Genomic DNA, 24,538 nt, shown 5'->3' with positions numbered 1-24,538 from the left:
CGATCATTTGTGCAGTCTGGCCTGACGGCGCGCCGTGCTGATTGACAGCGATCAAGGCACAGGCCCAAACGACACCTTAACATGGAAAAAGGAATGGATCGGAGAAGATCATGGGCCCACAACAACCGGTGAATGACGCTCTGTCGGAAAACCGCTTTGTCGCAGACAAGCTGGATGAAGTGGCACGCCTTTTGGAGCAACAGAATGCCTCGCTTTTCCGCATAAGGGCATACCGCGATGCGGCCAGTTACGTGAGGGGATTGTCACATCCCGTTCGGCTCGATTATCAGCGCGGCGGCAAACGCGGTCTTGATGATCTGCCGACAATCGGACAGTCGATCGCGGCCACCATCGCCGAAATCCTCGATACGGGTGCTTCGGGCCTGCTGGATCGCTTGCGCGGCGCGGCGGACCCTGAGCAGGTGCTTCGGACAGTACCGATGATTGGCCCCGCGTTGGCCCATCAAATCCATGACGATCTGGGCATCGAAACACTCGAGGCGCTGGAGGCCGCAGCCTATGACGGACGATTGGCCAGCCTCAAGGGGTTCGGGCCGCGCCGGGTCGAAAGCCTGCGCCACTCTCTGGCGGACATGCTGGCGCGCAGACGTCCGCGACAGGCCCCGATTGATCGCCAGCAACCCTCTCTCGCTGACATTCTTTCAATTGATCAGACCTATCGCAGTAATGTTGACAAGCTGCCCGAAATCAAACCGCGCCGGTTCAATCCGACAGGCGAAGCCCGTCTGCCGATCTTGCATACCGAACGGGACGGATGGCAGTTCACCGCGCTCTTTTCCAATAGCCCGGCAGCGCATCGTTTTGGAAAAAACCGCGACTGGGTGGTGATCTATTTTGAACGCCCCGATCAGCCTGAAGGGCAAGTCACCGTTGTCACGGAACACGGTGGCGCTCTTGACGGAAAACGCGTCATTCGCGGTCAGGAAAAGGCCTGCCAAGCCTATTACGAGGCGCAAGAACAAAGGTCTGTGTAACCGCACCAAGGAGCACCGGACATTCACTTTAGATAAGAGGGTCAAGCAATTGATTACACGTCGAAAATGGATCTTATCAGCATTGGCCCTTATCGTCATTCTGGCCTTTTGCGCGCTGCCCCTGAAGACATCGGCTGACAGCTTTCAGGCGCAGCTGGACCGGGCCGGTGTTGTTTACAAAGCGCCCCAGATGGCAAAGCCATCTTTGTGAACATTCCATCCTTTGAACTGATTGCGTTCAATCAGGGCATCCCCGCTGCGAAGCCGTATCATCGTGGCACACCATGGCACCGCGATTGAGTATCTACATTACACCAATCACCGCGAGAGATTTGATCAAAACTATTGGACCTTGTCGCAAGGGTGTGTCCGGGTGCAGCAGTGGGATCAACTGGTCGCATATGTGTTGGGAAATGACCTTGCTGAGGTGCATCGGTTGGCGAATGGCCGACAGACAGTCGACGCCCCTGCCCCGCCAGTACCGGTAGCCCATATACCTCAAGAGCGACTTGGGCAAACCATCGCGACAAGCGCAGCGATTGACGCCTGCGGGCCAAACCGACCCGCGCGGCACCCTGCACAGACGGCCGCCATGGCGGGATACACGCGCGTGCATTTGATTATTATCAATTCCGCTGACGCGGATGCATCTACAAAAGGAGCAACGCACATTTGCCTGAGCTTCTTGGACGCGCTGACGGAAAATACAAAAGCGCACAAGGGACTCGCTCTGCATCACACTCGAAATAGCGCGTCTCGTTTTGGAGGCTGAGATGTTAGACCATGCATTACGAATTCTGTTGTTTCCAATTCTGGTCGCTCAAGGCGCATTGGTGCGAAGGTCAGCTTTGCGCTTGCCTGATCCTTCCGGTCGCCGCCATGGCGTTAGCGGGCAAGGGCCCGAGATCCGTCTGTTGATCATCGGCGACAGTTCTGCTGTGGGGGTCGGCACGTCGCATCAGGAAGAAGCGCTCTTGGGTCATATGCGCAAAAGGATGTCTCAGACCAATACAGTCTATTGGTCCGTCAATGCGAAGACTGGCGCCACCACTGCCGATACGATCGCCCGTCTGCAGAAGTGCGCACCGCAGAAATTTGATATCGTGTCTATTTCGCTTGGTGTAAATGATGTCACTGCAAATGTGCCGCTATCGGAATGGGTGCAGCGTTTCTCAAATTTGCTCCAGTTGGTGGACCGGAAGTTTAACGCCGATGTTATCTGCGTATCGGGCATGCCCCCGATCCAGCATTTCCCGTTGCTGCCGCAGCCACTCCGGTGGGTATTGGGTGCGCAGGCAAAACGATTTGATCAAGCGCTGCGCGACCTTGTCTCCAATCGCAATGGATGTCGATTTATTGAAATGGAATTCGAACCTGACGCCTCAAAGATGAGCCCTGACGGCTTTCATCCTGGCCCGAAAATCTATTCAGAGTGGGCCCGTAAAATCTATCGTGCAATCCGCCGCGATATCAAACAGCTCGGCAAAACATAGCAGTCGTCTCAAAACAAACTGTTCTGTCAACGGCGTCAAAACCGTCTTCCATCAGGGCGGAGCAAAAGTCGGCCTTTTGTTGGCGCTGCAGATATGTACGGACTCGCGGGACACCTCCTGTAAATTCCCAGATTTGGGATGGAGGTATATTCAATGACGAACGACGAGCGCGAGATTCAACGTAAACTGAGAGCCCTTCAATATGCCGAAACGGTCGGTGACGCGTCATGTCATCAGGAGTTTACCCATGCCCTTGATGATGATGCATCAGACCTGTGCACTCAAACCTCGAAACTTTGATGTTGCCTGGGCATCTCAACCCGTGTTCCGCTCAAGAGCCTGGCGAAGCTTTCCCGCGCTCCTGTTTCCCCATGGATCAGAAACGTGACTTCGGGCGTGCCGGTATGGCGGTGCCAGTTCAGCAATTCCTTGCGCCCGGCATGTGCCGAAAAGCCGTTGATCGTGTGGATATGTGCGCGCACGGGAACGTCGTGGCCGAACAGTTTCACCGATTTCGCGCCATCCACGATGATGCGTGCAAGAGTGCCTTCTGCCGCGAACCCGACAAAAATGACGCTGCAGTCGCTGTGGGCCAGATTGTGGCGCAAGTGGTGGCGGACCCGGCCGCCTGTGCACATGCCTGACCCGGCCATCAAGACCGCACCTGATCGCAGACGGTTCAGCGCCATCGACTCCGACGCCTCGCGCACGAAGTGAAGATCGGGGAGCTTGAAGGGGTCCTGCCCGCCGCGCAGCATCTTCGAGAGTTCCGATTTCATCGCCTCGGGATGACGCTCAAAGAGTTTGGTGGCAGAGATCGCCATTGGGGAGTCGAGGAAAACCTGAAGCGATGCGCGGATTTTCTTTGCCTGCATCCCTTCGCGCAGAAAAAACAGCAGCTCTTGCGTACGTTCAAGCGCGAAGGTCGGAATGATGACATTTCCGCCGCGCGAATCCGCGTCGTTGATGGCCTGGTAGAGTTCCTCGATCGAGGCATCCAGTGAGCGGTGATCTCGATCCCCATAAGTTGTCTCCATTACAACGACGTCAACTCCGCCCGGCGGAGCCGGTGGATCAAGGAGCGGTCGCTCATCCGGACCGATGTCACCGGAAAACAGGATGCGACGGCGGCGTCCGCCGTCAACGGCTGTCAGAAGAATGCTCGCCGATCCGAGGATATGACCCGCATCAAAGAAAGTGGCGGTGATGCCCTTTCCAATCTCCAGCGCCTTGCCATACTCGGCCTTGCGCCCGAACAGTTCGATGGCGTCCAGCGCGTCTACTGTATCAAAGAGCGGCCCGGCCTTGTGTCCATGCCTTTTACGGCGCCGTGCCTCTTCCTCGTGCAGATGCGCTGAATCCATCAGAACCAGACGGGCCAAATCGCGTGTCGCAGCTGTGCTGATAATCTCGCCGCAAAAACCGCGTTTCAGCAACAGGGGTATCCGACCGCAGTGATCGAGATGCGCATGGGTCAAAAGCAGGATGTCGATTGACGCAGGATCAAAGCCGAAGGGCGCGGCATTGTCTTCGTAAAGCTCGTGCCCGCCCTGGAACATGCCGCAGTCGATCAGGATGTTGCGTCCCCCGACCGAGACGAGATGACAAGACCCCGTCACGCCGCCAGCCGCTCCGTGGAAGGAAAGACGCATTTCAGGTCCCGTCCTTTGTCAATCGCAGCCCGGCCCGGTCATACCAGCGGCGGATGTCTTGCCAAATCTCTTCGGCTGTTTCAGCGTACCAAAAGAGGTCCCTATCCTCGGGATCAATCACCCCTTCCTCGACCAGAAAGTCAGGGTCGAATGCCCTCGCCCAGTAGCTCCGCCCGACAAGGATCACCGGCACAGGTTGGATTTTTCGCGTCTGAATAAGCGTCAGGGTCTCGAACAATTCATCCAGCGTCCCAAAGCCACCAGGAAAGACGACAAGAGCCCGTGCCCTCAGCAGGAAATGAAGTTTCCTGATTGCGAAGTAGTGGAAACTGAAACACAGGCCGGGTGTCAGATAGGGATTGGGAAACTGCTCGTGAGGCAGAACGATGTTCATCCCGACCGTTGGTGCCTTGACGTCGTGCGCGCCCCGATTTGCGGCTTCCATCAGACCTGGACCACCGCCCGTGACAATCGCCAGGTCGCACCCCTCGGCGCGCCCTACAACGCGGCCGAATTCGCGGGCAATCTCATAATAACGGCTCTTGTCGAGGATGCGTCGTGCAATCGTGATGCGGGTCTTTATCCCTGCGTTGTCCGGGTCTTTTTCGATCTGTTCGTCCAGATCCGACAGGGCCTGGCGTGCGGCACCCGGCTCGGGGATGCGCGTGCTTCCAAAGACGACGATCGACTGTGCGATACCGTGCTCCCCCAAGAGGTTTTCTGCCTTCTGATAATCTATCTGCAATCGCACACCGCGGGTTTCATCCTGCTGGAGAAACGCGACGTCCTTATCGGCCTGTCGGTATTCGGGGCTGTTCAGAAGTTCGGCCACCAGGGCAGAGGCCCTTGGGTCTTCGACATCGGGCTTGGGCGTCTTCCACGGAAGCGCAACCTGGCGAACATGCGGATGCGCCGGTTCCGGCTTCTGTTTTGAAAGCGACATCGACAACCCATTTATGTTCAGACCTGGAACTGCGACGATGCCACCCCGAAAGATCGGTCGAATTGATATGCGTCAATCGTCACCTGTGTTTGCCCCCGAAGGTAAAAAGCGGTGCAGGTCTTCGCGAGCCTGAAGCCCTGCGGTTCAGGTTTGCCGGGGACCACCGGAATGCGTTTCCGCCAGCACATCTTTGGGCTGACTTGCCGTGTTGCCGCGCTTCTTTTTCAGCGCTTCAAATCCGATGATCACATCGAGCAGTTCAGTGGTGATTTCGCTTTGACGCACGGATCGTATTTCCGAACCAAGGCTCTCCAATCTGTCATCAACAGACTTCTCGGCCTGCTGCATCTGCGCCAACCGGGCCGCATTTTCCGTCACAAGCGCTTCGGCGACAGCATGGAAAATGCTTGCGAAAAGGTGCCCCCGGACCAAGGCCTGAAACACCTCGGATGGCGGCATCGAAAATGACGGCAAGCTTCGCGAGGACCATGGTTTGCGTTGCAGGTTGCGCACAAGGCCTGGGTCTAGGGGGAGAAGATCGGTCACCACTGGCCGCTGCCCAACTGGTCCGTCGCGCGTGACATATGCCAGCGATACGGCCATGTCGCCCGACCCGAGACTGTTTTGTATGTCGGCAAGCTGTTGGGTCAGCTGGTTGGCCAGCCGACCGATGCCATCAACGGATGCCGGCGGAAAGACCGTCGTTTGAGGAGTCATCCCCAGATCGCTCAGCGCATCTGTCATCTGTGCCCCGACGCACAGAATGGTGTCTCTCTCGGAACCGCCCGCCATGTGCTGTGTCAGATGGGCCGCAAGTGCCTCGTTGTAGTTGCCGCACAGACCGTGGTCTGAGCCGAACACGACGAATGATTTTGTCCCATTGACCGGCGGGCCGACATCAAGCGGACCTACCTGGCTCAGGACCGCATGCAAACCCAACAAAACGGTTTCGTGATAGGCCGCGATCGCACTTGCGGCGTGTTCATAGGGCGCCGAATTGATCACCGACAGCGTTTTCATCGTATGCACTATGCTGCGGATATCCTGCATGCTCGTCATGCGTCGCGAAAGTGCTTCAAGAGTTTGCGCCATCATGACCTTCCAAGTTCTTGCGGGCGGCGGACCCAAGCTTGAGCATCCGGTTGCGATCTTCGTCACTCAGCGCGTCGTTACCGCCGATACGCTCCGCGATATCGCCGAGCTCGCGCGCAACCCTTGATCTGAGTGCCGCCATCACACGCATTGTCTCGGCGTCGCTCAGCCCATCAAAATGTCCCTCCATTGCAGAAACGAGAACGGCGAGTTGTTCGATCGCCGTCATCGGGTCACGCTCTGCCTGACGGAGAGACGCCCGCACGGCTGCGCCGCGCGTCAGTCTCTTGCGCGTCGCCTCATCCAGACGGGTGCCGAAGCGCGCGAAATCCTCGAGCTCTTCGAATTGCGACAGGGTGACCCGGAGATTGCCCGCCACTGAACGAAAGGCTTTGCTTTGAGCCTTGCCACCAACGCGGCTGACGGATTTGCCCAGATCGACCGCCGGGAACTGGTTCTTGCGCACAAGACGGGGTGACAGGTAAATCTGCCCATCGGTGATCGAGATAAGGTTGGTCGGGATATATCCACTGAGGTTTTCCGCCTGCGTTTCAACCACCGGCAAAACCGTGATCGAGCCGCCGCCCGCCGCCTCGGTGAATTGCCCCGCACGTTCCAGCAATCGGGCATGGATATAAAAGATATCGCCGGGAAACGCTTCTCGTCCCGGCGGGCGGCGCAGCAAAAGCGCCAGTTCGCGATAGGATCGCGCGTGATGAGTGAGATCATCGAGGATCACCAGGACATCCCTTGACTGATCGGCAAAATATTCGGCCATGCTCAGTGCGGCGTAGGGCGCCACGTAGGCGAGCGCCGCGGCATCCTCATCGCCCGCAGCCACGACGATGGTCCGTTTCATCATGCCACCCTCGGTGATTGCTCCGATGGCTTTGGCCACGGCATCGCCCCGCTGCCCGATGGCGCAATAGATGCAGATCACGTCGCTGGATTTCTGGTTCAGGATCGTATCCACGGCCAGAGACGTTTTACCTGTCTGCCGGTCGCCAATGATCAACTGTCGCTGCCCCAGACCGACCGGAACCGCCGCATCGACCACCTTGAACCCGGTCGCAAGCGGGCGTGTTATCGCTTGCCGGTCAAGTATCTTCGGGGCCTCCGCCTCAACGGGTCGGACCTCTTCAACCGTAATTGCACCTTGCTCGTCACACGGAGTGCCGAGCGCATCGACAACACGGCCCAGAAGTGCCGCACCGACCTTGGTGCTGACGACATTGCGGGTCCGCATCACGCTTTCGCCAATGCTGACCCCTGCGGACGGGCCGAGCAACACGACGCCAAGGCGACCGGGCTCGAGGTCAAGCACGATGCCCTGAACGCCACTGGCGAAGCGCAGCAACTCTTCCGACAAGGCGTGTTCAAGGCCGGACACGATCGCGATGCCATCCGCAATCTCGGCCACCCGCCCGATCTCGCTCAGACGAGGTCCGGGTGACGGGCTGTCGAGCAGCTTGCTGAGCATGTCCTCCGAGGCCCTGTCTTCCGGGGCCCTGTCTTCCGCATGAGTGCTATTGCTCATCTGACTGTGCTCCGGAACCTTCTCGCGAGGACAGTTGCGCGTCGATCATCTTGTCAAGCCCGTCGAGATAGGTCTCTACGGTCCAGGCCAGCTGCGCCCCTCCGATCCGCAGAATGAGGCCGTGCGACTGTTCATCGTTCGCCTCGAACCGAACGGAGAGGTCGGGAAACACCTCCTGCAATTTCGATTCCATTGCGTCCTGGCCCGCCTGAGACAAGGGGGCGTGCGACGTCACGACGGCTTCTGCGGCTTGTCCTGCCGCCCTCCGCAGGTCCGATGCCATCGGCTCGATCCGCCGCGCAAGCGATTGGACCATGCGCTCCTCCAGTGTCTCGTCCGCCAAGTCGGTGAGCGCCTTGCCGGTCAGTGCCAGAATCGCCGAAGCGCCGACGCGGTGCAGTCTGGAGGTGTATTTCCGTTTCTCTTCATCAAGGTGTATGGACCAGGAGGCGCGTTCCCTCTCGAGCCTCTCGCGCGCTTCGGCCAGCAGAACGTCGCGCTGCTTTTCAGCTTCTTTCCGGATCGTTTCAGTCATATCCGCCTGTTTCAGGTTCAGGCTTTCTATCTGATCCTGGTATTCCTGCTCTCTGGTCTCGGCCTCCTCGCGCGCGTGCACGGCCTCTTGCATGCGCTGCGTGATCTCTTGTTCACGTGCATCTATGCCGTCGAGGATCGGGCGATACAGAAACCGCTTCAGAAGCCAGACCAGCACCAGAAAGTTGACGATCTGAGCCGCCACAGTGATCCAGTCAACCGACATATATCAGCCGCCCATCGTTCCGGCCGCTTCCAGCGCCGCGTTCCAGAACGGGTTTGCAAAGATCAGGATCATCGCGACGACAAAACAATAGATCGCCGTCGATTCGATCATGGCAAGACTGACAAACAGAGTTCGCGATATTGTCGAGGCCGCATCCGGTTGCTGCGCGATGGCGGAGAGGGCCGCCGATGCTGCGCGTCCCTCTCCGAGTGCCGGGCCCATCGCCCCGAATGAAACCGTCAGGCCTGCGGTAAAAATCGATATGGCCGCGATGATGGTAAGCTCGGTCATTGGGTGTCCTTTTTTGGCTGGGATGATGCGGTGGCGCTCGAAATGTAGACCGTCGCCAGAATCGCGAAGATGTAGGCTTGGATCAGTCCGGTCAGCAAACCGAGAACGTCCATGACCACAGGAAAGAAGAACGGTACGATGCTGAGCAGGATCGCGGCGATCACGGCGCCGCTCATGATGTTGCCGTAGAGGCGAATAGCCAGTGAAATGCCGCGCGATGCCTCTGAGATGATGTTGAACGGCAACATCACAAAGGTGGGTTCCAGGTAGGTCTTGAGGTAGCCGCCCAGACCCCGGCTGGTGATGCCGAACAGCGGTACAGCAATCAAAACCGACAGCGCCAGTGCGGTGGTCGTAGACAGAGACGCGGTCGGAGGCTCAAACCCCGGAACGACAAGCAGCAGGTTCGAGACGGCCACGAACAAAAACAGCGTACCGGCGAAATACAGCAGGTGGTCCTCCCGACGCCCCGACACTTCTTCGATCTGCGACTGGATGCCCAGCACAATGACTTCCAGCGTCGTGCGCCAGCGGCCCGGTGGCACATCCGGGCGCAGATTGCGCGTGATGAACGCCGCGGCCAGCGTGAGCAACGCCATGACAACCCAGGTGAAAAAGACGGTCGCGTTGATCGCGATGCCCCATATCTCGAAAAGGATGTTCTGATCCGGAGAGAGCGTCATTCTGCACTCCTGACCGGCAATCCTGCGCGCGCGACCATGGTCGCAATGGCGCGGACAAGGACAAATGCAGCGGCGTATCCCAAAAGCGACCACGGCCCCGCCTGATCCACGACCAGCCAACCGATCCCCAGAAGACAAGAAATTCGCAGACCGGCGCTCAGCATAAGCACCCGCACGGGATGGGCCGATCGAAGTGCCGCCCGCATCCCCAGTGCAAGCCCCGTGAAAAACATGGCACTCATCACAGCGCCGATAGCCAATCCAAAGGCCATCATGGCCCAATCGATATGTATCATCGCCCGCCTCCTTCCTTGTTGATCCATGCCGCCGCGATAAAGGCCCCGAGCACCACGCCGCCGAGGATCAGGGCCAACGTCCAAGAAAAGCTCTGCGGCGCGACACGGTCGAGCCAGTGGCCCAGAAACGCCCCGCCCACAGTTGGCACGACAATCGACCAGCCGATCATGCCAAAGGTGCCAATGCCACGCAGAGGGCTTGGTCCGGGATTTTCACGCCTTGACTTCATACGCTCAGCCTGGCGCGCGATATCTTCTGCCGGTTTGTCGTGTTTTCCGGTCATGATCCCGGCCTTTTCAATTCGGCGAACCGGCGCACCAAATGCGCTTCAAGCCGGGACAGGGCCGAACGCGCCTGCCGTTCCTCCTCATCCATCTGGATGAAACTCGCCTCGACCGTTTCCCTGAGTGTATCGAGATCATCGCCACGCACACCGCGCAGGGCGACGACAGTCACCCTGTGACCTCGCTTGACCAGCAACCCCTCATCGAGCCCGAAGATCTCCTCGGTGCCATCGACAAGCTGAAGGGTCAGTACCGATGGCGTAATGGGCGTGACATAATCCACATGGTTCGGCAGAATCCCGAATGCCCCGGTCGGCGCAACGGCGGTCAGGCGCGTGGCCTGTCCGTCAAACAGCGTCCGGGTCGGCAGCCGGAGGGTGACCTGCATGTCGGGTGCCATGGTCATGATTCCGCCTCCAGATCCTCAAGGCCACCAATCATGTAATAGGCGCTCTCGGGCCGGTCAAAATCCGTCTGATCGAGGATCGTTTCGCACCCCTGCAGCGTATCTGCGATGGGCACAAGCTTGCCTTTGGTCCCGCTGAACGATTGCGTGGTGAAAAACGGCTGCGTCAGAAAGCGCTCCAACCGCCGTGCCCGCGCAACTATCGCCCTGTCCGCAGATGAAAGCTCTTCCAGGCCCAGCATCGCGATGATGTCGCGCAACTCCTCGTATTCGGCCAGTGTGCGACGGACTGCACGGGCGATGTCATAGTGGCGCTGTCCAACCACCGACGGCGTCAGCATCACAGAGGCGGAGGCCAATGGATCCACCGCCGGGTAGAGCCCCTCACTGGCACGTTTGCGCGACAAAACCACCGACGCCGAGAGATGTGAGAAAATATGCGCGGCGGCCGGATCGGTGAAATCGTCAGCCGGAACATAGACCGCCTGGATCGAGGTGATCGCACCACGCTTGGTCGACGTTATGCGTTCTTCCAACCCGGCCAGTTCCGTCGCCATTGTCGGCTGGTATCCTACGCGGGACGGCATTCGCCCCATGAGGCCCGAGACTTCCGCGCCCGCCTGTACGAAACGAAAGATATTGTCGATCAAAAGCAGAACGTCCTGACCTTTGTCATCGCGGAAATACTCCGCCATTGTCAGCGCCGTCTTGCCGACAAGGAACCGCACACCCGGCGCCTCGTTCATCTGGCCGAACAGCATGACCGTCTTGTCGCGCACGCCGGCCGCGCCCATCTCGCGGTACAGCTCTTCGGCCTCGCGCGACCGTTCTCCAATTCCGCAAAAGAGGCTTACGCCCTTGTGGTGCTGGATGGTGTTGTTGATCAGTTCCGTGATCAGAACGGTCTTGCCGACGCCCGCGCCACCAAAGAGACCGGTCTTACCACCCCGTTCTATCGGCGACAGAAGATCAAGCGCCTTGATCCCCGTCTCGAGGATTTCAGATTGGGGCACTCGGTCACTCAATTTCGGCGGGCTTTGATGGATGCTGCGCCGCAGGGCCGTATCCGGCGCGGGGGCCCCATCCATCGGTGCGCCGAACACGTCGAGCATCCGGCCGACCACCTCTGGCCCGACCGGCACTTCGATCGGCTTGCCGGTGGCACGTACGGTCATGCCAAGGCCCAGCCCCCGGACAGGTGCCAGCGCCATGGCCCGCACCATTCCGTCGCCGATCAGCGCCGCAACTTCCAGGGCGACATCGCCGACGTAAAGCAGGTCACGGATGCGCGGGATGGCGTCCTCGAAAATCACATCAACAACGCCGCCCCGAATGGCCGCTACATGACCATCACCAGGCATGTCGGCCCCATGCAGAGCTTTTGCGCTCATGTGTCACCTCTGGACGTTATTGCGATGCGCGTCCCCATCGTTCCGTTCAGAATGCCCCCTGCCCCAACGTCCCGAACGCGGATTCGGGCGATAAGGCACCCTGCGCTGGACTGTCTGTCGGCATTGCATTTCTCCTTTGACCCGAACCAGCTCGAGCGCCGCTAGGGGACGTGAAATCGGCGGCTATGGCCAAGACTTGACTCATGTGCGGGACTGGCCGGGCAGAGCTGAGGTCAGACCGTTGATTTGGAAGTAGAGTAGCCAGAAAAAACAAAGTGGCAATTGACGTTGATCAATTTGCACGCCTGTTCGGCAGTGTCGCAGGCTCAGCGCACAATCCCGATTGGCGCCTTTGAATCCGCTGCTCGAGACCGGAATTCTACAATTGACGCAGGTCAATCCCGGTGAACCCCTGTTGTGTAAATTCACCTCAAAGTTTCATCGCATGCAACAAAAGGCGTCTCCGATGGCTAGCATCACCTCCCTTCAGGACAAAAAGCGATCAAAGCAGAAGGTCGATGTCCAGGCCAACGCCCATGGCCGTCCGACCAGCACCAAGATGGACAACAGCCCGCTTGCGCAAAGCCACACGACGATGGAGCAGGCGCTGGACAAAGGTCTGAAAGCGACCTTGGCCAAATTCACAGCCGGTCTTTCCCCGATTGCGCTTGTATCTGCCTATGGTGACTGGGCTCTGCACCTCGCAACCGCTCCGGGCAAACGCCTTCAACTTGTCGAAAAAGCCGGGAAAAAGACGTGGCGGCTGGCAAACTATGCGGCATCTTGCGCTCTGAACCCCGACACCGGCGAAACCTGCATCGAACCGCTTCCTCAGGATCGCCGTTTCCGGGGCGAAAGTTGGCAGCACTGGCCTTACAACGTCATGTATCAGGGCTTCTTGCTGAACCAGCAGTGGTGGCACAATGCGACAACGGGCGTGGAAGGGATGACCAGCCAGCACGAGGACGAGGTGTCTTTCGCAGCCCGCCAGATTCTGGATGTTTTCTCGCCCTCCAATTACGTGCTGACCAACCCTGAAATTCTGGACAAGACCTACCGCGAAGGCGGCATGAACTTGTTTCGGGGCTGGCAGAACCTCATTGAGGACTTAACGCGCCTCAATACCGGGAAGAAACCAGTCGGCCTTGATGATTTCGAGGTGGGGCGCAACATGGCAACCACGCCCGGCAAGGTCGTCTATCGCAACCGGCTGATCGAGCTTATCCAATACGCGCCGACGACGGAAAAGGTCCATCCCGAACCCATTCTGATCGTGCCGGCCTGGATCATGAAATACTACATCCTTGATCTTGGGGACAAAAATTCACTGGTGCGTTTTTTGACAGCGCAGGGCTTCACCGTCTTCATGATCTCTTGGAAGAACCCTGATGCTGAGGACCGGGATCTTGGAATGGCCGACTATGTGTCGCTGGGCGTCATGGATGCTCTTGACGCCGTCGAAACCATTTCCGGTGGGCAAAAGGTCCATGCTTTGGGCTACTGTCTGGGCGGGACTTTACTGTCTGTTGCTGCCGCTGCGATGGCGCGTGACAAAGATGACCGACTGAAAAGCCTTACTTTTCTCGCGACCCAAACCGACTTTACCGAGGCTGGCGAATTGATGCTTTTCATCAACGACAGCCAGCTGAGCTTTCTTGAAGACATGATGTGGGATCAGGGATATCTCGATACCAAACAGATGGCGGGAACGTTCCAGCTTCTGCGCTCGAACGATCTGATCTGGTCGCGGATCGTGCATGAGTACCTCATGGGCGAACGGTCTCAGATGACCGATCTGACGGCATGGAACGCAGATGCGACGCGGATGCCCTACAGGATGCATTCTGAATACCTGCGCCAAATGTTCTTGAAGAACAATCTGGCCGAAGGGCGCTACCTCGTCGACGGGCGCCCGATCGCGATCTCTGACATTCGGGCCCCGGTCTTTCTGGTCGGGACCGAGTGGGACCACGTTGCCCCCTGGCATTCGGTCTATAAGTTCAACTTGCTGTCGGACACGGATGTCACGTTCCTTTTGACCAACGGCGGGCACAACGCAGGCATCATCTCGGAGCCGGGACATCCGCGGCGCCACTATCGCGTGCGGGAGAAAGCGAAGGACGACACCTATACAGATCCGGATCGCTGGATGGCTGAAACCGACACCGTGGAAGGCTCTTGGTGGCCGGTCCTTGCAAAATGGTTGTCGCAAAAGTCGGGCAAGCGCGTAGCGCCACCGCCACTTGGCGCACCGGACAAAGGCTATCCCCCGCTCTGTGACACGCCCGGCACCTACGTCTATCAGGAGTAGTGTTTCATGTTGGATACCCTTCTGAAAGGCAAACGCGGTCTTGTCGTCGGAATTGCGAATGAACATTCGATAGCCGCCGGTTGCGGCATGGCCCTTCGCGCTTCGGGTGAGGTCATCGACAATATCATTGCCGCGACACCGGTGGGCCGCCTCGGACAGCCCGCAGATGTCGCGCGCTCTGTCGTCTTTCTTGCCGGTGACGATGCGGATTTCATAACCGGGTCCACTCCGAGAGTGAATGGCGGTGAATACATGGCCTAGCCGTCGCAGAGATCAGACGAAGCCGCACGACGGATCGGGCCATTCTTCGCGCAAGCATGCGTTTCACGCAAAACCGAGACGAGACAGGCATAAGGGAAACGCAATGCAATTCATTGAAAACAAACCATTTGACGAAATCGCAGTCGGAGACAAAGCGGAACTGACGCGGACACTGAAGGCCGAAGACATTGAACTGTTTGCGGTCATGTCCGGCGACGTGAACCCAGCACATGTCGATTCAGAGTTTGCCCATTCCGACATGTTTCACAAAGTGATCGCCCATGGCATGTGGGGCGGTGCTCTTATCTCTGCCGTGCTTGGGACGGAATTGCCCGGACCCGGAACCATTTACCTGAACCAAAATCTAAGCTTCCGACGGCCGGTTGGTCTGGGTGACAATGTCACGGTCCGTGTTACCGTCGCCGAGAAAAACGCCAAGAATCATGAGGTCACGCTTGAGTGTCTCTGCATCAACCAGGACGGCGAAACCGTCATCGAAGGCCAGGCGCTTGTTCGCGCCCCGACAGAAAAAGTGCGTCGCCCTCGCGTCATGTTGCCCAAAGTCTATTTGCATGAGCGCGGTGCAAGGTTCCAAACCCTGATGACGGATGCGGCCGAGCACGCATCCGTGCGTACCGCCGTTGTCCACCCTTGCGACACGCTTTCGCTCAGCGGTGCGATGGAGGCCGCCAAAAGGGACATGATTGTTCCGATACTCGTGGGCCCCAAGGCGAAAATCGAGACGGCCGCCGCCGAGGCCAAGTGTGATCTGACCGGGATCGAGATTATTGATGTTCCTCACAGTCATGCCGCGGCCGAACGTGCGGTCGCTCTGGTGCATGAAGGCAAGGTCGACATGCTGATGAAAGGCAAGATCCACACGGATGAACTCCTTGAACCGATTGTAAGGAAAGATACCGGCCTGCGCACCGAACGCCGGATGAGCCATGTTTTCGCGCTCGACGTCCCGAGCTATCCAAAACTGCTGCTGATCAGCGATGCGGCCATCAACATTTTCCCCGACCTGCCGACCAAGCGCGATATCGTCCAAAACGCCATTGAACTTGCTCTGGCACTCGGCATTTCGCGTCCAAAGGTCGCGCTTTTGTCGGCGGTCGAATCCGTCACTTCGAAAATCCCCTCTACGGTCGATGCGGCAGCCCTGTGCAAGATGGCGGACCGTGGCCAGATCGTCGGCGGTCTTCTCGATGGCCCGCTGGCCTTTGACAATGCTGTCTCCAAGGCCGCCGCCGATGCCAAGGGCATTCTCTCGGATGTGGCCGGCAGCGCGGACATCCTGATTGCACCGGATCTGGAAGCGGGCAACATGATTGCCAAACAACTGATCTACCTTGCCGGGGCCGATGCGGCCGGCATCGTTCTGGGCGCGCGCGTCCCGATCGTGCTGACCAGCCGGGCAGACGACGTCTTCTCCCGGTTGGCCTCGACCGCGATTGCTCAGCGTGTCGTCCACCACAAGCTCGGCGGTGCGGTTTCATGAGCGACCTTGTCCTGACCCTCAACGCAGGCTCCTCGAGCCTGAAATTTGCAATCTTTGCCAGCAATACGCCCTCGGCCCAAGCCGAGATGACGGGCAAATTTGCGAGTATCGGGCGCCAACCGGTATTTTCGGTAAGTTCTGCTGACGGCAGATCGCTCGATAAGGGCGCGCTGGCCACATTGGACAACACCTTTGATCATGAAAAGCTGCTCGCGCTTCTGTTGCCCTGGCTTGCACAGCACCATGGGCGTCACCGGATCGTGGCGGTGGGCCACCGCGTCGTGCATGGTGGCGAAAGGTTCGAGGGGCCGACACGCGTGACCGAGGCCGTGCTCGACGAGCTCGAAAGCCTTGTGCCGCTTGCCCCTCTTCATCAGCCCCACAATCTGGCGGCGATCCGGGCCGTCGCCGAATGGCGACCGGATTTGCTCCAGATTGCATGCTTCGATACCAGCTTTCACCGCACCCAGGAAAGACTGGCGCAACTGTTTGCCATCCCTCACGCGCTGAGCGACGAAGGGGTCATCCGCTACGGCTTCCACGGTCTGTCCTACGCCTATATTGCAAGCGTCTTACCCCAACATCTGGGCGCTCTGGCAGATCGACGGGTCATCGTCGCGCATTTGGGAAACGGGTCAAGCCTGTGCGCGATGAAGGAACGGAAAAGCAGGGCGACCAGCATGGGCTTTACCGCACTCGACGGCCTCGTGATGGGGCGCCGATGCGGAACACTGGACCCCGGCGTCATCCTCTATCTGATGCGCGCCAAGAAGATGGATGCCAGCGCAATCGAAGATATGCTCTATCGCAAATCCGGGCTTCTGGGGGTCTCGGGTATCAGCAACAACATGCATGTCCTGCAGGAGAGCAAAGCCCCGCGCGCGCGCGAAGCGATTGAGCTGTACTGTTACCGCGCTGCAAGTCTGATCGCAGGCCTCGTGCCATCCATTGGTGGGCTTGATGCCCTCGTCTTCACCGCAGGCATCGGAGAAAACTCTGCTTTGGTGCGCCAATTGATCTGTGGTCGACTGGATTGGCTGGGCGTTTCGATAGACGGTAAAGCGAACTCCGAGAATGCGGTTCAAATTGGCTCAGAGCAGTCCCGCGTAAAGGTCCTCGTCCTCCCGACCAACGAGGAAGCGATTATCGCGAAGGCCTGCCGTGATTACTCTGAATGAAAAGATTCAGGGTCGGATGTGGTTCTGTCGCGCTTGCGTTCGGGTCTCTCAACTCATTCATGCCGCCTTTCGCTCAAAAGCCAAATGACTTTCACCCCCAGCGATGAGTGGCGGCGACCTGCGTTATAGAGCCCATTTATTTACTGGAGTATCGCGCCTTCTGCCTGACGGCGCGTGCCCCAACGATTGCGCCAGATGAGCTCCGCTTTTAGCGATTTGAAGAAAGTGAGAAGGATTGGCAAACAGTCCGGGGGACTGTTTTCACGACGCAAGACCATGGAAGTGTCGTCACAAGTTCCCGTGCCGCTCATCAGGCCCTTGTCACCCAGCAAATCGTTTGCGTTCTAAACGCCGCTCAGCAGCTTGAGGTGCAACGCTATCCGGGAGGGGCTTACAGGCTTTGTCTCCGATCCTCGCGACAACCCCGGCCGCTTCAATGAATTCCGCTACAATGGCGCGCGCGTGTTCATTGATTTTGCGCATAACCCCCATTCGATTGCGGCGGTGTGCGATGCCTTGTCGGTGTTCCCCTCGACGCGGCGCTTCCTCATGCTGAGCCAACCGGGAGACCGCTCAGATCAGGATATTGATGAAGCAACTACGACGGCGCTGCAGTTTCAGCCCGACCTGATCGTTGCCGCAGAAATCGCGGATTATTTGCGCGGTCGTGCCTTGAGCGAAACGCCAGGTCTGATCGAGGCGTCGGCCATCGCCGCCGGGATCAAACCCGAAAACATCCTGCACGCCAGCTCCCCGTCCAAGGGTGCAAAGGTGATACTTGACCAGGTGCAACCGGGTGATCTGATCCTTTTGCTGGTCCTGTCGGATCGTGAGAGGGTGTTCGAGACACTGGCAGGCCCATAAGTGAGCTACCCCGCGAATTTCGGACACGCTGACAGCGTTTACCTCTGAGCGAATATCCACAAGAGGCGCAAATTGCTCAGGCTGCAGGATCGACATCGGCGAGCATACTGATTGATCCGGGTCAACTTCCATCTCTGTGCGAGAGCTATCCTTTGAGAAAGCTCAGACCTGATTGGAAACGAAAATGTCCCGCACACATGTCGTTCTTTGCGCCCCGAAACGAACGCCCATCGGAACCTTCGGTGGTAAGCTGAAACGGATGCCCGCCTCGGACCTTGCCGGGCTGGCGATCCATGCCACCCTGGAGCAGGCAAAGCTGCAGGAGAGTGATGTGCAGGCCGCATTCATGGGGCACGTCATTCAGGCAGGCTGCAAGATGAATTCAGCACGTCAGGCAGTAATATCGGCGGGTTTGCCGGTTTCGGTTCCGGCGATGACCGTCAATCGCGTTTGCGGGTCGGGTGCCCAGGCAATTGTCTCTGCCGCGCAGGAGATTTGGCTAGGCCACCTCAATTGCGCCGTGGCGGGCGGCATGGAGAATATGGATATGGCCCCCTATCTTCTGAGTGCCGGTCGCTGGGGATACCGCATGGGCACCGCCGAGATTTTTGACAGCATGCTTCGCGATGGTCTGAACGATGCGTTTTCGGGTGAACACTCAGGCTGGCACACGGAGGATTTGGTGGACAAGTTCGCCATATCGCGTGAGGCACAGGATACCTGGGCCTTGCGATCCCAAAAGCGGTTTGGCGCAGCGCAATCCGCTGGTGTTTTTGAAAAAGAGATTGTGCCGATCGTCCTGAAAACCCGCAAGGGATCAGTGACATTTCAGAACGACGAACACAATCGACCGGATACCACGAAGGAAAGCCTGGCCCGCCTCAAGCCCGCATTCCGCAAGGACGGCACGATCACTGCCGGCAATGCGCCGGGTCTGAACAGCGGCTCTGCGGCGATGATCGTTGCAAATGCTGACTGGGCCGAGACACGGGGCGTCGAGCCACTGGCCCGTCTGGTCAGTTACGGAATATGCGCCGTTGAGCCCGGCATGTTCGGTCTGGGGCCGGTCCCCGCAGTGCACCAAGCCCTTGAACGCGCCGGATGGGCGATTGGTGATGTCCAACGGTTTGAAATCAACGAGGCCTTTGCCGCTATCGCGCTCGCCGTGATGAAGGAACTTGGCCTGCCTGAAGATATTGTCAATGTTGAAGGGGGTGCGATTGCGCAGGGACATCCAATTGGCGCCACCGGCGCTGTTTTGACGACGCGGCTGGTTTATTCAATGGCGCGGGATGGGTTGAAACGGGGCATCGTCACACTGTGCATCGGCGGGGGTCAGGGGATCGCCCTGGCACTTGAGATATTGGACTAATGCCTGTTTGAGACGCGCCTTGGGACAGCATTCTGGATCTCGCAGGGCTTGGATGAGCCGATCCCATGAAATGTGCACCTTTGGACCCGTCAATCACGCCGAGGTCAGAGGGATTACACACTCCACAAGCAAAGCTGAACAAACGGGGGGGCGATTTTCCAACATCGCCAGGCCGCATGAAGCTCTCGGAGACTGGCTGAGGGGATCGCAAAACTGTCCCGCAGGTCTGTCCGGATTACAAGAGCGTCAGAGACTTGTCCGTTCGCCGCAAAACATCGGCAGACTTCTAGGACACGTTGACCGCAAAAAATGCAAGTGACGCAAACATGGCGACGACCATAAGCAGCAAAAGCGTATCAGCCGGAATTGTGTCGCCGTCGGCTTCCTGCACCTGCGCGATACGTTTTCGCAGAGCGCGTTTTCGCAAATACGCAACTACAACCACGACGGCGCCGGAGATCAGCAAGGCCATCTCTGACCAGTACGTGTTTTGCGGTGGGCCGACCCGTGCGACCACCAGCCCGAAACCAACAATGGAGACAGCCGTTCGAACCCATGCCAGAAAAGTGCGCTCGTTCGCTGCGTGGTCACCAAAATTTCTTATCATCGCTCTCTTCCTTCTTTGCCAGGGGCCACTCAGGATCAAGCTCTTCCTTGACCGCAGGCCGCGTCAATGTTGCCAGCCCCCTACCTTCGCCCTCACCGATTTTTTCAGACGGCGCGCCCATATCCAAGAGCGCTGACAGATACGCCGATGAATCTCGCCCATTTCCTGGGGCCCTGCCGACTTGGAAAAAGCCATTTGGCTTTGGTCGTTCTCGCTCAACAGGCGGGGCCGCGGTTTTCGGTCAAAAACCGTCAATCAAGCGTTCGCCGGAAGCGCAAGAGTGCGACCACCGCGTAGGCCAGGACGATTACAACCAGTGCAAGGATCGGTCTCGCGACATCCGGGGCCTGCGCGCCCTTCAGCATGATTGCGCGGACCAGACGCAGGAAATGGGTCAGCGGCAAGACTTCGCCCAATAGCTGTGCCCACCGTGGCATGCCGCCAAACGGAAACATGAACCCGGACAGAAGGATCGAAGGAAGGAAGAAAAAGAAGGCCAGCTGCATTGCCTGCATCTGGGTGCGCGAAAACGTCGAAATCGTGTAGCCGATCAACACCATTGCCAGCACGAAAATGAGAATCCCGGCAAGAAGCAGGCCGAACGAGCCGATAAAGGGCACGCCGAAGAGAACCTTTGCGGCAAACAGGATCACAAGAACCTGTACTGCACCAACGCCGAAGAAAGGCAGGATCTTGCCCAACATGATCTCGAGCGGCGTTGTCGGCATGGCGAGCAAGTTTTCCATGGTGCCCCGCTCAATCTCGCGTGTCAGCGCGATCGAGGTCATCATGACCATCGTCATCTGCAAGATGACACCAAGCAATCCGGGCACGATATTGTACTGCGTGATGCCTTCGGGGTTGTAGCGGCGATGAACAATGACCTGAAGGCTGCCGCGCGCGGCTTCTGCCGCCTGGTTCTCGGCATCGCGTTCGTGTAAAAGCGCTTGGGCGGCGACCGTTCGCAGCGTCGATATCGCGCCGGATGCAACCGCCGGGTCAGTGGCATCCGCCTCGATCAAGATCCGCGGCGTGTCTCCCCTCTCGACCCGGCTGCCGAAATCCGAAGGAATGGTCACGACAAAATAGACCTCCCCGCGCGCGATCAGCCTTTCAGCTTCGCTTGCGGTCGCATTCGGATAGGTGAACCTGTAATATCCGGTCAATTCCAGAGCCGTGACGATGGCGCGGGTATAGCGGTCCTGTGCCGGACTGACGAGCGCGGCCGATAGCCGCTTGGGGTCGGTGTTGATCGCGAAACCAAAGAGAATCAGAAGCATGAGCGGGATACCGAGCATCATCGCAAATGTCACCCGGTCGCGGCGCATCTGAATCGCTTCCTTGCGCAGGATCGAACGCAGTCGAGAGAGAGAAAAGCTCATGGTCATGCCTGCGTATCGCCTGTCCCGCCGATGAAGCGAATGAACGCGTCTTCCAGGCTCGTCTCGGACCGTTCCGCGCGGCTGCCGGTCGCGGACGCCACGGCCATCACGGCGGTATTCAGTTTTTGCGCGTCCCGCCCAACCACATGCAGCGTGGCGCCGAATGGCGCGACCTGATCCACATCCGGATGGGCGCGCAGCAGGTTTTCCGCCTCTTCAATCCGGCCGCCCTTCACAAGATAGGTAGTCAGCGCCGCGCGCGCGATGACCTCTTCGACGGTTCCGCTCACGATGAGCTTGCCAAGCGAAATATAGTTAATTCGATGGCAACGCTCCGCCTCGTCCATGTAATGCGTTGAGACCAGAACAGTCATTCCCTCAAGCGACAAGCGATGAATTTCGCGCCAGAACGCACGGCGCGCCTTGGGATCGACCCCCGCTGTCGGCTCGTCCAGCAAGAGCACCTTGGGGCGGTGCATCACACAGGCAGAGAGCGCGAGACGCTGCTTCCAGCCGCCCGAAAGAGTGCCTGCCAACTGGTTCCGGCGCTCGGTAAGACCGAGCGCCTCCAACTGCTCCTGCACGCGCGCGGTGATGGAGTGAATACCATAAAGCCCCGCAACAAAGCGCAGGTTTTCCTCGACTGTCAGGTCTTCATAGAGCGAAAACCTTTGGGTCATGTAGCCGATTTCGCGTTTCAGTCGCTCACTGTCCCGGCGGATGTCCAGACCAAGGACTGTTCCGCGTCCCTCGTCGGGCGTCAGCAACCCGCAGATCACGCGCATGGTGGTTGTCTTGCCGGACCCGTTTGGCCCGAGAAACCCGGCGATCTCGCCGCTTTCGACGCGCATCGAAACATGATCGACCGCCGTTCGGTCGCCGAACCGCTTGACGAGCCCCTGAACCTCAATCGCGAGCGAACTCACCGCTGACCCGCCAGTCGGACATCCACAATCTGGCCCGGCTTGAGTAGTGCAGTGTCCGGGTCTGGCCGTGCCTCAACAAGGTAGACGAGCTTTTGACGGCTCTCGACCGAATAGATGACAGGCGGCGTGAACTCAGGCTCTTGGGATATATAGGTGACGGTGGCCGATGTTTCCGGCGGGCAGCCGTCACAGGTCACTGCAAAAACAGAGCCCACAGCGAGTTCAGCTATATTTTCCTCGGGCACGTAGACCCGCAAAATGACCGCGCCATCTGGCAGGAACGAAAGGACCGGTGCCTGTGGGCCAGCAATTTCGCCGCGCCTGCGGAATATCTCTGTGACGGTGCCATCAGAGGGCGCGACAATATCTCGTTGCTCCAATTGCCACTCGGCCATGTCGTGATTGGTCATTGCCACGGCTAGAGCGGCCCCTGCGGCTGCGATCTGTTGTTCGCGCGCGGGAAGATGTGCGACCGCGAGATTGGCCTCGACCTCCGCGACGCGGGCCTCGGCAACGCTTAAGCGGGTCTCGGCAACGTCCACCTGGGTTTGCGGGACGGCCCCACGGCGCAGTAACTCGTTCAGCCGCGTTGCTTCTTTTGCGGCCTCGCGCGCCTGCGCTCGTGCAGAGGCCAGCTCTGCTTGGATTGCGCGGATTTCCTCGTCGCGCCGGGCCGCCTTAAGGTCAGCAAGTACACTTTCTGCCTGCGCCACAGCCGATTTCGCCTTTGCCAGCGTGATTTCGGCATCGCGGCGCTCCATTCTGGCGAGGACCGTCTTGCCGGTCACCCTTTGCCCCCGACGGACAGACAGGTCGTCGACTTGCGCGATGGCCACGGGTGCCATCAGAGCGAATTCGCCTTCCACATAGCCGGTCGCAACGGGCTCTGGCATGGCACAAGCCGCCCACAAACCCGCCAATACTGGAATGGTGCAAATGAAAGCGGTCACGAGCGTCGCCTTTTTCCTGCAATAGACCACCAGACGGGAGCTTGACGATTGATATCGCTCAATTCCCTTTCGGCTCTTGCTGCAATGGTGCGGGCACCGAGGACGCAAATCCGTCTGCAAGACGATGAGCCTTAACAAGGACGACGAAGAGACAGAGATGGGAATCAGGACAATCGTCATGCCGCTTGGCTCGGGCCAGGACGAAAACCAGAGCCTTGAAAGCGCGATTTCCGTTGCGCAAACCCTATCCGCGCATCTCGAAGTCCTCTTCATACGCCCCGACCCTGAGACACGTCAGGTTTACACCGGAATGCTGCCCTCGGATCGCATTGCGGCTGATATCCGCGAGCGCATAGATGAGCTTGGCGAGGCGGCCGCCCTGCAATCGCACCATCATTTCGATTACGTCTGCCGGAAAACCAACATGCGCAGATCCCAAAAGCCGCGGGGAACGTCTGAACCTTCGGCGCATTGGCGGGAAATCAAGGGAGAGGCATTGTCGGTCTATCCAGCCGCCGCACGCAACGCGGACCTTGCCATTCTTGGCTGTGAAACGATGCAATCTGACTCGATCTTCGGCGGGATTGTTCGCTCAACGCTGCTCGGATCCGGCAGCCCTGTCCTGTTCACTCCAAACGCCAGAGTGGAGAAGATCTTCGACCGCCCGCTCATCGCATGGGATGGTGGAACGGCCTGTGTCCGGGCGCTATCCGCCTGGCTCGCAACAGAGCAAATACCCGACGAAGCCGTCATTCTTCATATCGAGGAACCCGACGATGAGCCGCCCGACCTTGAGGATGTCGCCGCCCGGCTGGCCTGGCATGGCATTCGCTCGAAAATCGAAATTCGCAAGCGTGGGCTTGGGTCCATAACCGATGCGCTGCTAACGGCGGCGCAAGACCACCAGTGCGGACTAATCGTCATGGGCGGCTATGGCCGGTTTCGATATTCCGAGGCCCTGTTCGGAGGTGTGACGCGTCATGTCATCAGGAATGCGTCCATGCCCTTGCTGATGATGCATTAGACCTGTGCAGGCGGCTTGCCCCATCGGGGCCCATCCCTGAGATCAATGCCTCAAGCCTGATGAAAACCGTGACCGAAAAACCGGCCCTGGACACCAATGCCGGTGTAGCCGCAGACAGGGTGACTCATCCTCTCAGCCAGTGCCATGCATCCTGCAATTCCTCTGCGGAAAAGACGCGAACCTCGCCTTTGAAAAGAAAGGCGCTCAATCGAACGCACCAGACAACCCAGTCGGGCGCCCCCAGAGCTATGCCCGAAAGTTGGTGACGGCGTGATCAGGCGGCGGTTTTAAGTTGCTTGATCCCGTCCTTGAATTCAATCCCTTCGATGATCTCGGGG

25 protein-coding genes and 1 pseudogene are annotated in these 24,538 nt (G+C 58.6%); 9 read left to right on the top strand and 17 right to left on the bottom strand.

Annotation, left to right across the window (positions count from 1 at the left end):
• Window positions 1-110 precede the first annotated feature (110 nt).
• Together BUB78_RS15095 and BUB78_RS15085 are read left to right on the top strand one after the other, a co-directional pair.
• On the top strand, window positions 111-995 hold the full coding sequence (locus BUB78_RS15095; RefSeq protein WP_073199418.1) for a helix-hairpin-helix domain-containing protein: 885 nt from the start codon (window positions 111-113) through the stop codon (window positions 993-995).
• A 773-nt stretch (window positions 996-1,768) separates the two neighbouring features.
• Window positions 1,769-2,488 carry an SGNH/GDSL hydrolase family protein gene (locus tag BUB78_RS15085; RefSeq protein WP_073199414.1) on the top strand — a complete coding sequence of 240 codons (720 nt, stop codon included), beginning with the start codon at window positions 1,769-1,771 and terminating at the stop codon, window positions 2,486-2,488.
• A 281-nt stretch (window positions 2,489-2,769) separates the two neighbouring features.
• Here the strand turns inward: BUB78_RS15085 and BUB78_RS15080 are convergent, their stop codons facing one another.
• The 11 genes from BUB78_RS15080 to atpD form a co-directional block, all read right to left on the bottom strand.
• The gene (locus BUB78_RS15080) at window positions 2,770-4,140 is read right to left on the bottom strand and encodes an MBL fold metallo-hydrolase (protein WP_073199412.1); all 1,371 of its coding nucleotides are present in this window, start codon (window positions 4,138-4,140) and stop codon (window positions 2,770-2,772) included.
• 1 nt (window position 4,141) lies between these two features.
• Window positions 4,142-5,083, bottom strand: a complete 942-nt coding sequence (locus tag BUB78_RS15075; protein ID WP_073199410.1) for an LOG family protein — start codon at window positions 5,081-5,083, stop codon at window positions 4,142-4,144.
• A 144-nt stretch (window positions 5,084-5,227) separates the two neighbouring features.
• A complete protein-coding gene (locus BUB78_RS15070) occupies window positions 5,228-6,133 on the bottom strand; it encodes a F0F1 ATP synthase subunit gamma (RefSeq protein ID WP_245813519.1) in 906 nt (301 codons plus the stop codon).
• Window positions 6,134-6,158: 25 nt separating this feature from the next.
• Entirely contained in the window at window positions 6,159-7,712 is a 1,554-nt protein-coding gene (locus BUB78_RS15065; protein ID WP_073199409.1) for a F0F1 ATP synthase subunit alpha, read from the bottom strand.
• Window positions 7,702-8,472, bottom strand: a complete 771-nt coding sequence (locus BUB78_RS15060) for a F0F1 ATP synthase subunit delta (RefSeq protein WP_073199407.1) — start codon at window positions 8,470-8,472, stop codon at window positions 7,702-7,704. The genes BUB78_RS15065 and BUB78_RS15060 overlap by 11 nt, the downstream gene beginning before the upstream one ends.
• A 3-nt stretch (window positions 8,473-8,475) precedes the next feature.
• On the bottom strand, window positions 8,476-8,763 hold the full coding sequence (locus BUB78_RS15055) for a F0F1 ATP synthase subunit C (protein ID WP_073199405.1): 288 nt from the start codon (window positions 8,761-8,763) through the stop codon (window positions 8,476-8,478).
• Window positions 8,760-9,446, bottom strand: coding sequence for a F0F1 ATP synthase subunit A (locus BUB78_RS15050; RefSeq protein WP_073199403.1), 687 nt, complete (start codon window positions 9,444-9,446; stop codon window positions 8,760-8,762). Before BUB78_RS15050 ends, BUB78_RS15055 begins: the two co-directional genes overlap by 4 nt.
• Window positions 9,443-9,742: an N-ATPase subunit AtpR gene (locus BUB78_RS15045; RefSeq protein ID WP_084732892.1), complete on the bottom strand. Its 300-nt coding sequence runs from the start codon at window positions 9,740-9,742 to the stop codon at window positions 9,443-9,445. Before BUB78_RS15045 ends, BUB78_RS15050 begins: the two co-directional genes overlap by 4 nt.
• The gene (locus BUB78_RS15040; RefSeq protein ID WP_073199401.1) at window positions 9,739-10,026 is read right to left on the bottom strand and encodes an AtpZ/AtpI family protein; all 288 of its coding nucleotides are present in this window, start codon (window positions 10,024-10,026) and stop codon (window positions 9,739-9,741) included. The genes BUB78_RS15045 and BUB78_RS15040 overlap by 4 nt, the downstream gene beginning before the upstream one ends.
• On the bottom strand, window positions 10,023-10,433 hold the full coding sequence (locus tag BUB78_RS15035) for an ATPase (protein WP_073199399.1): 411 nt from the start codon (window positions 10,431-10,433) through the stop codon (window positions 10,023-10,025). Before BUB78_RS15035 ends, BUB78_RS15040 begins: the two co-directional genes overlap by 4 nt.
• Window positions 10,430-11,824: a F0F1 ATP synthase subunit beta gene (gene atpD, locus BUB78_RS15030; protein ID WP_073199397.1), complete on the bottom strand. Its 1,395-nt coding sequence runs from the start codon at window positions 11,822-11,824 to the stop codon at window positions 10,430-10,432. The genes BUB78_RS15035 and atpD overlap by 4 nt, the downstream gene beginning before the upstream one ends.
• A gap of 352 nt (window positions 11,825-12,176) precedes the next feature.
• Between atpD and BUB78_RS15025 the strand changes: the two genes are divergently transcribed.
• From BUB78_RS15025 to BUB78_RS15010, 4 genes are all read left to right on the top strand, one after another.
• A complete protein-coding gene (locus BUB78_RS15025; RefSeq protein ID WP_425442198.1) occupies window positions 12,177-14,135 on the top strand; it encodes a PHA/PHB synthase family protein in 1,959 nt (652 codons plus the stop codon).
• Between the two features lie 6 nt (window positions 14,136-14,141).
• A complete protein-coding gene (locus tag BUB78_RS21590) occupies window positions 14,142-14,396 on the top strand; it encodes an SDR family oxidoreductase (RefSeq protein WP_073199393.1) in 255 nt (84 codons plus the stop codon).
• Window positions 14,397-14,499: 103 nt separating this feature from the next.
• Entirely contained in the window at window positions 14,500-15,897 is a 1,398-nt protein-coding gene (locus BUB78_RS15015; RefSeq protein WP_073199391.1) for a bifunctional enoyl-CoA hydratase/phosphate acetyltransferase, read from the top strand.
• Window positions 15,894-17,075, top strand: coding sequence for an acetate/propionate family kinase (locus BUB78_RS15010; protein WP_073199389.1), 1,182 nt, complete (start codon window positions 15,894-15,896; stop codon window positions 17,073-17,075). The genes BUB78_RS15015 and BUB78_RS15010 overlap by 4 nt, the downstream gene beginning before the upstream one ends.
• A 57-nt stretch (window positions 17,076-17,132) precedes the next feature.
• Here the strand turns inward: BUB78_RS15010 and BUB78_RS21585 are convergent.
• Window positions 17,133-17,401, bottom strand: a pseudogene (locus BUB78_RS21585) (IS3 family transposase); the annotation flags it as partial.
• Between the two features lie 37 nt (window positions 17,402-17,438).
• Between BUB78_RS21585 and BUB78_RS15005 the strand changes: the two are divergent.
• Together BUB78_RS15005 and BUB78_RS15000 are read left to right on the top strand one after the other, a co-directional pair.
• The gene (locus tag BUB78_RS15005; RefSeq protein ID WP_073199387.1) at window positions 17,439-17,939 is read left to right on the top strand and encodes a glutamate ligase domain-containing protein; all 501 of its coding nucleotides are present in this window, start codon (window positions 17,439-17,441) and stop codon (window positions 17,937-17,939) included.
• A 184-nt stretch (window positions 17,940-18,123) separates the two neighbouring features.
• On the top strand, window positions 18,124-19,311 hold the full coding sequence (locus tag BUB78_RS15000) for a thiolase family protein (protein ID WP_073199385.1): 1,188 nt from the start codon (window positions 18,124-18,126) through the stop codon (window positions 19,309-19,311).
• Between the two features lie 286 nt (window positions 19,312-19,597).
• On the opposite strand, the gene BUB78_RS14995 is transcribed toward BUB78_RS15000, so the two are convergent.
• The 4 genes from BUB78_RS14995 to BUB78_RS14980 all read right to left on the bottom strand — a co-directional run bounded on the left by BUB78_RS14995 (window position 19,598) and on the right by BUB78_RS14980 (window position 23,119).
• On the bottom strand, window positions 19,598-19,918 hold the full coding sequence (locus tag BUB78_RS14995; RefSeq protein ID WP_073199487.1) for a YidH family protein: 321 nt from the start codon (window positions 19,916-19,918) through the stop codon (window positions 19,598-19,600).
• Window positions 19,919-20,169: 251 nt separating this feature from the next.
• Window positions 20,170-21,306 (bottom strand): ABC transporter permease, encoded by a 1,137-nt coding sequence (locus BUB78_RS14990; RefSeq protein WP_073199383.1) that lies wholly within the window; start codon window positions 21,304-21,306, stop codon window positions 20,170-20,172.
• The gene (locus BUB78_RS14985) at window positions 21,303-22,226 is read right to left on the bottom strand and encodes an ABC transporter ATP-binding protein (RefSeq protein WP_073199381.1); all 924 of its coding nucleotides are present in this window, start codon (window positions 22,224-22,226) and stop codon (window positions 21,303-21,305) included. The genes BUB78_RS14990 and BUB78_RS14985 overlap by 4 nt, the downstream gene beginning before the upstream one ends.
• Window positions 22,223-23,119 carry an HlyD family secretion protein gene (locus BUB78_RS14980; RefSeq protein ID WP_073199485.1) on the bottom strand — a complete coding sequence of 299 codons (897 nt, stop codon included), beginning with the start codon at window positions 23,117-23,119 and terminating at the stop codon, window positions 22,223-22,225. The genes BUB78_RS14985 and BUB78_RS14980 overlap by 4 nt, the downstream gene beginning before the upstream one ends.
• Window positions 23,120-23,300: 181 nt before the next feature.
• Between BUB78_RS14980 and BUB78_RS14975 the strand changes: the two genes are divergently transcribed.
• Entirely contained in the window at window positions 23,301-24,200 is a 900-nt protein-coding gene (locus BUB78_RS14975) for a universal stress protein (protein WP_073199379.1), read from the top strand.
• A 124-nt stretch (window positions 24,201-24,324) separates the two neighbouring features.
• Here the strand turns inward: BUB78_RS14975 and BUB78_RS21580 are convergent, their stop codons facing one another.
• Window positions 24,325-24,450: a SpoIIAA family protein gene (locus tag BUB78_RS21580; RefSeq protein ID WP_425442199.1), complete on the bottom strand. Its 126-nt coding sequence runs from the start codon at window positions 24,448-24,450 to the stop codon at window positions 24,325-24,327.
• Between the last annotated feature and the right edge of the window lie 88 nt (window positions 24,451-24,538).

The sequence above is a fragment of the Roseovarius marisflavi genome, assembly GCF_900142625.1.
GTDB classification, from domain to species: domain Bacteria; phylum Pseudomonadota; class Alphaproteobacteria; order Rhodobacterales; family Rhodobacteraceae; genus Roseovarius; species Roseovarius marisflavi.
The sequence above is the reverse complement of the archived record's forward strand: the minus strand, read 5'-3'. Positions and strand labels throughout refer to the sequence as shown.